The following is a 10,645-nucleotide window of genomic DNA, read 5'->3' on the forward strand; positions in this document are numbered from 1 at the left end:
CGCTGGCGAGCCAGTTTGCACATGCCCGCCCAGGATGCGAAATTGTCAGTTGCCAGAGTGACAGAATTGCCTGGCAGCACAGAAGTGGAGAGTAGAAGAAGGTGGCAGGCGCCGGTAACGTCCGACGGCTCGTGATTGTCGAGTCGCCGACCAAAGCGCGCAAGATCGCAGGCTACCTGGGCTCCAATTACATCGTCGAATCCTCCCGCGGACACATCCGTGACCTGCCGCGGGCCGCTGCCGATGTCCCCGCCAAGTACAAGTCGGAGCCCTGGGCACGGCTCGGGGTGAACGTCGATGCCGACTTCGAGCCGCTCTACATCGTCAGCCCGGACAAGAAGGGCACGGTCACCGAGCTCAAGGATCTGCTCAAGGGTGTCGACGAGCTCTACCTCGCCACCGACGGTGACCGCGAGGGTGAGGCCATCGCCTGGCATCTGCTGGAGACGCTGAAGCCGAAGGTCCCGGTCAAGCGGATGGTCTTCCACGAGATCACCGAGCCGGCTATCCGGGCCGCTGCCGAGAGCCCCCGCGATCTGGACATCGACCTGGTCGACGCCCAGGAGACCCGGCGCATCCTGGACCGCCTCTACGGCTACGAGGTGTCCCCGGTGCTGTGGAAGAAGGTCGCCCCGAAGCTGTCGGCCGGCCGCGTGCAGTCGGTGGCCACCCGCATCATCGTGCAGCGTGAACGCGAGCGGATGGCGTTCCGCAGCGCCGGCTACTGGGATGTCAGCGCCGAACTGGACGCTTCGGTCTCCGACCCGGCCGCGTCCCCGCCGCGGTTCACCGCCCGACTCAACACCGTCGACGGCCGTCGGGTGGCCGCCGGTCGCGATTTCGACTCCCTGGGTGCGGTCAAGAAGCCCGATGAGGTGCTCGTCCTCGACGAGGCCGCCGCGACCGGGCTGGCCACCGGACTGCGCGGCGCGCAGTTGGCGGTCTCCTCGGTGGAGCAGAAGCCCTACACCCGTAAGCCGTATGCGCCGTTCATGACGTCGACGCTGCAGCAGGAGGCCGGGCGCAAGCTGCGGTTCTCCTCCGAGCGCACCATGAGCATCGCGCAGCGGCTGTACGAGAACGGCTACATCACCTATATGCGTACCGACTCGACGACCTTGTCGGAGTCGGCCATCAACGCCGCCCGCAACCAGGCCCGCGACCTGTACGGCCCGGAGTACGTGCACCCGAGCCCGCGGCAGTACACCCGGAAGGTGAAGAACGCGCAGGAGGCCCACGAGGCCATCCGCCCGTCCGGTGACGTGTTCCAGACCCCCGGTCAGCTGCACAGCGCGCTGGAGACCGACGAATTCCGGCTCTACGAGCTGATCTGGCAGCGCACCGTCGCCTCGCAGATGGCCGATGCGCGCGGAACCACTCTGTCGCTTCGTATTTCGGGTCAGGCGAGCAGTCGTTCGATTGACGGCACTGCCGTCGGCGGCGAGCAGGTGGTGTTCAACGCCTCCGGTCGCACGATCACCTTCCCGGGCTTCCTGAAGGCCTACGTCGAGAGCATCGACGAGCAGGCCGGCGGTGAGTCCGACGACGCCGAGAGTCGGCTGCCGAACCTGACGCAGGGCCAGCGTGTCGATGCTGCGGACCTGACCGCCGACGGGCACACCACCAGCCCCCCGGCCCGCTACACCGAGGCCTCGCTGATCAAGGCGCTCGAGGAGCTGGGCATCGGCCGGCCGTCGACCTACAGCTCGATCATCAAGACCATCCAGGACCGCGGTTACGTGCACAAGAAGGGCAGCGCGCTGGTGCCGTCCTGGGTCGCGTTCGCCGTGATCGGGTTGCTGGAACAGCATTTCGGTCGGCTCGTCGACTACGACTTCACCGCCGCCATGGAGGACGAGCTCGACGCGATCGCCTCCGGCAACGAGCGACGTACCAACTGGCTCAACAACTTCTACTTCGGTGGCGAGCACGGGGTGGACGGCTCGATCGCCCGCGCCGGTGGGCTCAAGAAGCTCGTCGGTGGCAATCTCGAAGAGATCGACGCCCGACTGGTCAACTCCATCAAGCTTTTCGACGATGCCGAAGGCCGCGCCGTCAACGTCCGGGTGGGGCGTAACGGCCCGTACCTGGAGCGGATGATCGAGGATCCGGACAACCCGGGTGAGCTCAAACCGCAGCGCGCCAACCTCAAGGACGAGCTGACCCCTGACGAGCTGACCATCGAGCTCGCCGAAAAGGCTTTCGCGACACCGCAGGAGGGCCGCAGCCTCGGCGTGGACCCGGAGACCGGACACGAGATCGTGGCCAAGGACGGGCGTTTCGGCCCGTACGTCACCGAGGTGCTGCCCGCCCCCGAGGACCCCGACGACGGCTCGGACGGTGTCGGTGCCAAGAAGAAGAAGACGCCGACGGGCCCCAAGCCGCGCACCGGTTCGCTGCTGCGCACCATGGACCTGGAAACCGTCAACCTGGAAGATGCGCTCAAGCTGCTGTCGCTGCCGCGCGTCGTGGGCGTCGACCCCGCGAACAACGAGGAGATCACCGCGCAGAACGGTCGTTACGGCCCATATCTGAAGCGCGGCACCGATTCCCGGTCGTTGGCCACCGAAGAGCAGATGTTCACCATCACCCTCGACGAGGCACTCAAGATCTACGCCGAACCCAAGCGCCGTGGTCGGCAGGGGGCGGCCACCCCGCCGCTGCGCGAGCTCGGCAACGATGCGGCCTCGGGTAAGCCGATGGTCATCAAGGACGGTCGCTTCGGTCCCTATGTCACCGACGGTGAGACCAACGCCAGCCTGCGCAAGGGTGATGACGTGCTGTCCATCACCGACGAGCGGGCCTCGGAGTTGTTGGCCGACAGGCGAGCCCGCGGTCCGGTGAAGAAGGCCGCCAAGAAGAGCCCGGCGAAGAAGGCGGCGGCCAAGAAGGCTGTTGCAAAGAAGACGGTGGCCAAGAAGACACCCGCGAAGAAGGCGGCGAAGAAGGCCTAACCGGTCGGTTCCGGCGCCGGTGTCGGTGCGATCGCCCGGACGGCCGGGCGGGCCAGCTGGGTGGGCGCGGACCGTCCGCGCAGCTCCACGATCTCGCCGACATCCCAGGCCAGCGCCTCGGCGTCGACGGCCCCGCTGACCGCGATGGCAGAGGCCAGCACGTGGCCCTCCTCCAGCTTGGCCAGCTCGGTCAGGCGTGCGGCCTCGTTGACCGGGTCGCCGATCACGGTGTACTCGAAGCGGGCCTGCGCGCCGATGTGTCCGGCGATCGCCCGGCCCGCCGAGACTCCGATACCGAACTCGGTCTGCCCCAACACGTTCACCAGTTCGTCGTGCAGCTCACGGGAGGCGGCCAGGGCGGCACCGGAGGCGTCGGGATGCTCGATCGGGGCGCCGAAGATGGCCAGCGCCGCGTCCCCCTGGAACTTGTTGACGAATCCGCCGTGTTTGTTGACGGTGTCGACGATGACCCGGAAGAACTCGTTGAGCAGGTTGACGACCTCGGACGCCGGAATGGTCGAGGCCAGCTGGGTGGAGCCGACCAGGTCGACGAACAGCACCGCGACATCGCGCTCCTGGCCGCCCAGTTCGGTACCGCGTTCCAGGGCCCGGCGGGCCACGTCCTCACCCACGTAGCGGCCGAACAGGTCGCGCAGCCGCTGCCGCTCGGCCAGGTCGCGCACCATGTCGTTGAAACCGGCCTGCAGCAGGCCGAGTTCGCTGGCGTCATAGATCTGCATGTGCGCGTTGTAGTTTCCGCGCTGCACCTCGCCGAGCGCCCAGCGCAGCTGGCGCAGCGGGTCGGCGATGGACATCGACACAAGGATGGTGCCCACCAGACCGATCAGCAGGGCGGCGATGGCCAGCAGCAGGATCGGTGTGGTCAGCTTGTCCGAGGGAGCACGCAGGATCTCGAATTTGCTGGCGACCACGGCGAGCACGATGGTCAGGATGGGCACGCCGGTCGACAGCACCCAGGTCAGCACCTGGCGCAGGATCACCCCGGGCGCGCGGAAGTTCTCCGGCACACCGGTGCGCAGCGCGGCCACCGCCACCGGCCGCAGCACCCGTTCGGACTGCAGATACCCGATGATGGCCACCGCGGTGGCGCCCAGCGCGGAGGCCACCGCGACCACCGGGGCCGACCGGCTGGCCACCGGCCAGCTGGCGACGATGAACACCACCGAGCCCAGGAACCAGTTGGTGACGTTGATGACCGAGCGGTAGTACGGCATCTTCAGCGCGCGGGCCCGGGCCACCTCGCTGATGGTGGCCGCATCGCCGAGCAGGGTGTCGTGCCGTTGCCACCGGATCACCGGTAGCAGCAGGCGCAGCGTCACATAGGCGGCGATGCTGAACGACACGAACAGGAAGCCCAGGAAGACGGCCAGGTTGAAGGTGGGCAGCTCCTGGAGCTGGACCCGGTCCTCCGGCGGTAACGCGTACCGCAGGAAGCCCAGGACCAGCAGCGCGCCGATGATGTCGGCCTGGACCATGCCCAGCAGGAACACCGGCCAGGGCGTGCGGGCAACCCAGCGGACGAACGCACTGATGCGCCCGATCGGGATGGCCTCCGCACTCACCCGTTCACCGTATCGGTCGGCCGGGACGTGTCGCGTCGCTGCGGCCGTGTCGTGTCCGAGCGTGCCACTAGGGTGCAGGAGTGCGCAGCGGTGTTTTTTCTTCTCTGGTGGGCCAACACCATGTCGAGGAGGAGCTGGTCGCGGCCGCGTTGGCCTCCCGGGGTGAAAACTCTCACAGCGGACTCACAGCGGGTGGCATGACGCATGCCTGGCTGATCACCGGGCCGCCCGGGTCGGGCCGGTCGGTGGCGGCGGTGTGCTTCGCGGCGGCGCTGCAGTGCACCTCGGAGGGCACGCCGGGGTGTGGGGAGTGCCGGGCCTGCACGACGACGATGGCCGGTACCCACGCCGATGTGCGCCGGATCATCCCCGAGGGCCTGTCGATCGCGGTGAAGGAAATGCGCGAGATCGTGCAGATCGCGTCGCGCCGGCCGGGTACCGGGCGGTGGCAGATCGTGGTCGTGGAGGATGCCGACCGGCTCACCGAGGGTGCGGCCAACGCGCTGCTGAAGGTGGTGGAGGAGCCGCCGCCGTCGACGGTGTTCCTGCTGTGTGCGCCCTCGGTGGATCCCGAGGACATCGCGGTGACGCTACGGTCCCGGTGCCGGCATGTCGCGCTGGTGACACCTCCGACCACCGCGATCGCCGAGGTGCTCACCGAGCGTGACCAGATTGCCGCCGACATGGCGGCCTGGGCGGCCTCGGTCAGCGGAGGGCATGTCGGTCGGGCCCGGCGACTGGCCGTCGATCCGGATTCGCGGCAGCGTCGTGAGAAGGCGTTGGGCCTGGCCCGTGACGCCGCGACCCCGTCGCGGGCCTATGCCGCGGCCGAGGAGCTGGTGGTCACGGCCGAGGCCGAGGCCAAGGCATCCAATGTCGACCGCAATGAGTCCGAGGCCGAGGAACTGCGGACGGCCCTGGGAGCCGGTGGCACCGGCAAGGGCACCGCGGGCACCATGCGCGGCGCGGCCGGGGCGCTGAAACTGCTGGAGCAACGGCAGAAGTCCCGCCAGACCCGGGCCTCGCGTGATGCCCTGGACCGGGCGCTGATGGATCTGGCCACCTATTTCCGCGATGCGCTGGTGGTATCCGCAGGTGCCGGTCAGGTGACCGCCAACCACCCCGATATGGCCGACAGGGTCGGCGCGATGGCCCAGCATGTGCCGCCGGACCGGCTGCTGCGCTGTATCGAGGCGGTGTTGGAGTGCCGGGAGGCGCTGGCGGTCAACGTGAAGCCGAAGTTCGCGGTCGACGCCATGGTCGCCACGGTCGGGCAGGCCCTGCGCACCGAGCGGAACTGATCGGCTTTCTCACTGATTAGGGCGGCGGGCAGGCCCTGCCGTAGACTCGTCCCGCCTGCCTCGGCAGGCGCGCCACCTTAGCTCAGTCGGTAGAGCAATTCACTCGTAATGAATAGGTCAGGAGTTCGATTCTCCTAGGTGGCTCCACATCCCCACGGCTGCACGGCATCCCGCCAGGCCAGCGGGTTCAATTCGCGGTATGGATCGCCTGCCTGGATCTCCTGGAGCTCGGCGAGCACCGCCTCCAAGGATTCCTGGGTGCGGGCCTTGATCGTCTCGGTCCAGTCCTCGACGGTGACGCCTGCGGGTCTGGTGGTATCGATGGTCTCGGCGAAGCCCAGGTACATACGTTGTGGCCGCGGGATCATGGTCGGGCCGATCCCGCGCAGCAGTGGCATGGCCATATCGGGTTTGCCGGCCAGGCGTTTCGACAGGCCCGCGCTGAATCTGCCCCAGGCTCCGTCGCGGGTGGTGAAGCTGCGGTAGACGTCATCACCACCGATCAGTCCGGCCGGGACGATCGGATAGTCGTGCTCGGCGGCGATCCGGGCGAATCCTGCACGGCCGCGCCAGTTCAGGGTGTTCTCCTCACCCTTGAACTTGGCGATCTCGCGGCCGCCGCCCGGGAACACCAGGATCGGCTGGTCATGGCGCATCAGTTCGCGCGCGGATTCGGGTGCGCCGACGGTGGCCCCGCATGCGGCCAGCAGGTCGGCCGCCGGACCGGGCATCTTGCCGAAGGCGCGGTCGGTGAGCGGCCGGACCAGCGTGTCGAGCTCGCGACGCACCACATAGGGAATCAGGAATCCTTCGGTTCCGGACTGGGTGTGGTTGCCCACCAACAGGAATCGACCGTCGCGGGGGAGGTGCTCCAGCCCGGCCAGGTACGGGCGGTACAGGTCCACCAGCGGTGCGGCGCCGTCGGCCACCATCTCGACGACTCGCCGGATGGCACGGATGCGGCCGGGCTGATTCATCAGATTGGCGGTGTCGGTCATGACGGTCATCCCTCCACGGTACCGAACGAACTAGTTCGTCTGGTTATGATGCGGCTGTGAGAAGCACAACGGAGCTGCGTGGGGACATCCTCGCCGCGGCCCGCGCCGAGTTCGCGCAGTACGGCCTGGCCGGCGCCCGGATCGATCGCGTCGCCCGGGCCGCGCACGCCAGCAAGGAGCGCCTCTACGCGCACTTCGGTGACAAGGAGGCGTTGTTCCGCGAGGTCTTCGTGAGCGACGGTGCCGAGTTCTTCCGATCGGTCACGCTACGTCCGGACGCGGTCGCGGAGTTCGTCGGGGATGTCTTCGACCTGGCCTGCCGCAGGCCGGAACACCTGCGCATGATCACCTGGGCCCGGCTGGAGGGGTTCGATCTCGGCGCGCCGGAGTTCGAGGACGCACCACCCATGGAGCAGGCGGTCGCCGCGATCGAGACGGCGCAGGCGGGTGGTCACGTCGATCCGGGTTGGCGCCCTGAAGATCTGCTGGTGCTGCTGTTCTCGACCGGTCTGGCATGGGCGAACCTGCCGCACCCCGACTCGTTCACCGAGGACACGACCGAGATCGCGCGGCGCCGTGCCGTCGCAGTGGATGCTGCGATGCGGTTGACCGCGCCGCGCCCCTAACCCACCCGGCGCTGAGCCGCCCGGCGTTCGGCGAGCCGGCCGAAAAGATCGTCGAGATCGATCTCGTTGGCCTGCCGCGGCCGGCGTTGGTGGAAGCGGGACTCGTCGTAGCTCGTCGGGCATTCGAACCGGTGCAGGTGCAGGCAGGTTGTCGGCCAGCGACTCTCGTACACGTCATCGAGATCGACCACCTGGCGTGACCGACGTCGGATCGCGAACCGGTTGCCGGCAGCACTGTCTTCGGTCGGGAACTCCGCCGCGTCGAACAGCAGCCACCTGCCATAAGCGGTCTGCAGCCACACGGTTTCGGTGCCGCAGTGCCGACATGGGGCCACCGTCGATGGGCGTGAGTCCGACGAGATCATCAGCCAACCGTAGGCGTGGCCACCGACAATTCCGGGCCGCACACGCCGGATCTACCGCGGTGCCACGAATCCGACGGGCCCCGACGCAATGCATACCGACAGGGCGGCGGTGTTGGCGCTCACCTTGATGGCGTCACCGGCCCCGGACAGCCGCACGAACACCCGATTGAGGCCGGGATGGGTCGGCACTTTCACCGGGGTGCCTTCGGCCAATGACATGGTCAGCGAGCCCTCGCTGTTGGCCAGGTAGTTGATCTCGGCGGTCCAGTCCGCAGGCAGCAGCGGCCCGTCCAGCGGCAGTGTCACATCGGCATCGGTCTGCACCAAGTAGCCGCAGTTCGGGGTGGGGCCGGGCACGATCGCGCGCACCCAGGTCACCAGCGCCTCCCGGAGCCGTCCGGTGCTGTCGAGCACATGGAGATCGGTTGTGGTGCTGCTGAATTCGGGACGTTCCGGCAGCAGCGCGAACATATGGCTGGCCAGGTTCTCCGGGGCGGCCACCCGCTGCATGATCATCGGGTCGACCTCCTGATCCAGCATCGGGGTGCCGCGCGGCGCGCCCGCCAACCCGGCCTGGGCGTTGTGCAGATACTCCGGCACCGGACTGTCCTGCCACACCCGCAGGAACGTCGCCGTCGAATAGAGACTGCTCGCGACGAACGCCACCGCCAGCACACACACCACCACCGACCGGGCCGGTGAGCTGTCCAGCCAGGCCGAGTCCGACCGGTTCGGCGCCGCAAAGGCGACCGCGGCCAGGATCGCCGACACCACAACCAGATCGGGCAGATATCGCAGCGCCTGGGCCAGTTCCAGCGCGGTGAACTGCGAGGAGCGCATCAGATAGATCGGCACCTGGCAGGCCAGCGCATATCCGGCCGCGGCGGCCCAGACCGGCCCGATCCGGTCCTTGCGCGCCAGCGACACCGCCAGCACGGCCACCAGCACCAGCCAACCGAGCACCATCACCGTCGCCGGTGGGGTCGCCCACGGTGAGGCCGGCGCCCAGCGCTGCCAATCCCACGGTCCGCCCGCCAATCCCGGCACGATCCCATGCGTGACCGAGCGCCACCAGAGCTCGGCGGTCATCCCCAGATCCAGCGTCCACCGCTGCTGATCCACGACCAGCAGATACACCCCGACCCAGCCGACCGTGACCGCGAGCATCCCGACCCACAACCGAAAACCGCGCTGCCACACAGCGGCAACCGATTCCCGGCGGACCCAGGCCAGCAGCGCAACCACCGCGAAGGCGACGAACGGGATCACCGCGGACTTCTCGAAGAACAGCAGCGCACCGAAGTAGACCGCCACCCCGGTCACCGCGTGGCGACGATTGCCGCTGCGTACCAACAGGATTGCATCACCACACACCCAGGCCAGCGCGGCCAGCATCGGCAGCGAGTTCAGCGCGGCCGCCCACCACGCGAACCCGGGCACCGTCAGCGGTGTGAACAGTGCGAAGGTCAGTGGCATCAGCAGCACCGGCCGCCACCCGAGGATCAGATACAGCACCCGCAACAACGCCAGCGAGGCCAGTAGCTGCAACACGATCAGGCTGACTGCGGGGGCCCACCACTGCAGCGGCACCAGCCGGGTGATGGCCCCGGCGACCAGGAACGCCCCGGGCATCACATGCCCGTCGTGATCGTCGAACAGGTACTCCGGTGACAGCAGGCCCTGGGTGCCGGCCCGGCCGATCAGGATCAGGTCGTCCCAGTAGAAATAGCCGCCGAAGGCGAGCACCCCGCGGATCGCCAGCTGCAGTGCGATCAGCGCCACGGCAACACGGGGGACCCAGCTCTTCATCGCACCCGACTGTACGGGCGCAGTTCTAGGCCCTCGGATAGTCCTGTCCGACGGCCTGACGGGCGGCCCACGCCGAGGCGACCATATCGGTCAGCGAATGCCGCATCTGCCAGTCCAGATCGCGCGCTGCCAGCTCGCCCGCGGCGACGATCCGGGCCGGGTCACCCGCCCGCCGTGGCGTCACCGCCGGATCGAAGTCGATCCCGGTGACCTCGCGGATCGCGGTCATGATCTCGCGCACCGAGGTGCCCGAACCGCTGCCCAGGTTGTACACCGCCTCGACGGGCTGACCGGATTCCAGGCGGCGGGCCGCCGCGACATGGGCCAGCGCCAGGTCGGACACGTGCACGTAATCGCGCACGCAGGTGCCATCCGGTGTCGGGTAGTCGCCGCCGTTGATCTGCGGGATCCGGCCACCGAACAACATGTCCAGCACCTTGGGGAACAGGTTGTGCGGGCTGCGGTCGAACAGGTCGACCGAACCCGACCCGACCACGTTGAAATAGCGCAGGCTGGTGTGTCGAAGCTCACGGGAGCGTGCGACATCACGCAACAACCATTCGCCGATCAGCTTGCTCTCACCGTAGGGCGACTCCGGTGACGTCGCGGTCTGCTCGTCGACGATCTCCACATCGGGGGTGCCGTAGGTGGCCGCGCTGCTCGAGAACACGATCTGGTCGACACCGGCACTGCCCATCGCCTCCAACAGCGTCGCCATGGCCGTGACGTTCTGCTGATAGGTGTGCAGCGGGTACTTCACCGACTCGCCGGCGTACTTGTACCCGGCGACGTGGATGACCCCGGTGACCTGGTGATCGGTCAGGGTCTTGGTCACCGTGTCCAGGTCGAGCAGGTTCGCGGTGACCAGTTCGACACCCTCGGGCACGAAGTGTGCGAGGCCGGTGGACAGGTCATCGATGACGACGACATCGCTGCCGGACTCGGTCAGCGCCCGCACCACATGCGCGCCGATGTAGCCCGCGCCGCCGGTGACTAGCCAGGACATATG

8 protein-coding genes and 1 tRNA gene are annotated in these 10,645 nt (G+C 68.1%); 4 read left to right on the top strand and 5 right to left on the bottom strand.

Annotation, left to right across the window (positions count from 1 at the left end; genetic code table 11):
- The first annotated feature begins 101 nt into the window (after positions 1-101).
- A complete protein-coding gene (topA, locus tag ACLBYA_RS25780) occupies positions 102-2,954 on the top strand; it encodes a type I DNA topoisomerase (protein ID WP_447712307.1) in 2,853 nt (950 codons plus the stop codon).
- Here the strand turns inward: topA and ACLBYA_RS25785 are convergent.
- Positions 2,951-4,615: an adenylate/guanylate cyclase domain-containing protein gene (locus ACLBYA_RS25785; protein WP_447712406.1), complete on the bottom strand. Its 1,665-nt coding sequence runs from the start codon at positions 4,613-4,615 to the stop codon at positions 2,951-2,953. The genes topA and ACLBYA_RS25785 overlap by 4 nt on opposite strands.
- A 2-nt stretch (positions 4,616-4,617) precedes the next feature.
- Here ACLBYA_RS25785 and ACLBYA_RS25790 point away from each other — a divergent pair, with 2 nt between their 5' ends.
- Both ACLBYA_RS25790 and ACLBYA_RS25795 read left to right on the top strand, forming a co-directional pair.
- Positions 4,618-5,838 carry a DNA polymerase III subunit delta' gene (locus tag ACLBYA_RS25790; protein WP_447712308.1) on the top strand — a complete coding sequence of 407 codons (1,221 nt, stop codon included), beginning with the start codon at positions 4,618-4,620 and terminating at the stop codon, positions 5,836-5,838.
- A gap of 71 nt (positions 5,839-5,909) precedes the next feature.
- Positions 5,910-5,985 (top strand) — tRNA-Thr (locus ACLBYA_RS25795).
- Here ACLBYA_RS25795 and ACLBYA_RS25800 read toward each other — a convergent pair.
- Positions 5,973-6,845, bottom strand: a complete 873-nt coding sequence (locus ACLBYA_RS25800; protein WP_447712309.1) for a lysophospholipid acyltransferase family protein — start codon at positions 6,843-6,845, stop codon at positions 5,973-5,975. The genes ACLBYA_RS25795 and ACLBYA_RS25800 overlap by 13 nt on opposite strands.
- A gap of 47 nt (positions 6,846-6,892) precedes the next feature.
- On the opposite strand from ACLBYA_RS25800, the gene ACLBYA_RS25805 reads away from it, so the two are divergent.
- Entirely contained in the window at positions 6,893-7,462 is a 570-nt protein-coding gene (locus ACLBYA_RS25805) for a TetR family transcriptional regulator (protein WP_447712310.1), read from the top strand.
- Here ACLBYA_RS25805 and ACLBYA_RS25810 read toward each other — a convergent pair.
- The 3 genes from ACLBYA_RS25810 to galE are packed head-to-tail and all read right to left on the bottom strand — an operon-like array spanning position 7,459 to position 10,642.
- Positions 7,459-7,827 carry a DUF6083 domain-containing protein gene (locus ACLBYA_RS25810; protein WP_447712311.1) on the bottom strand — a complete coding sequence of 123 codons (369 nt, stop codon included), beginning with the start codon at positions 7,825-7,827 and terminating at the stop codon, positions 7,459-7,461. The genes ACLBYA_RS25805 and ACLBYA_RS25810 overlap by 4 nt on opposite strands.
- A 51-nt stretch (positions 7,828-7,878) precedes the next feature.
- A complete protein-coding gene (locus ACLBYA_RS25815) occupies positions 7,879-9,636 on the bottom strand; it encodes a hypothetical protein (RefSeq protein WP_447712312.1) in 1,758 nt (585 codons plus the stop codon).
- A gap of 25 nt (positions 9,637-9,661) precedes the next feature.
- Complete coding sequence (gene galE / locus ACLBYA_RS25820) at positions 9,662-10,642, bottom strand: UDP-glucose 4-epimerase GalE (RefSeq protein ID WP_447712313.1); 981 nt, start codon at positions 10,640-10,642, stop codon at positions 9,662-9,664.
- Positions 10,643-10,645 lie beyond the last annotated feature (3 nt).

This window comes from Mycobacterium sp. C31M (genome assembly GCF_053345865.1).

What these genes read in the sequence shown, in the direction of transcription:
- ACLBYA_RS25800 (WP_447712309.1), bottom strand. Translation starts at nt 6,845, where the DNA reads ATGACCGTCATGACCGACACCGCCAATCTGATGAATCAGCCCGGCCGC.
- ACLBYA_RS25815 (WP_447712312.1), bottom strand. Translation starts at nt 9,636, where the DNA reads ATGAAGAGCTGGGTCCCCCGTGTTGCCGTGGCGCTGATCGCACTGCAG.
- galE (WP_447712313.1), bottom strand. Translation starts at nt 10,642, where the DNA reads ATGTCCTGGCTAGTCACCGGCGGCGCGGGCTACATCGGCGCGCATGTG.
- ACLBYA_RS25810 (WP_447712311.1), bottom strand. Translation starts at nt 7,827, where the DNA reads ATGATCTCGTCGGACTCACGCCCATCGACGGTGGCCCCATGTCGGCAC.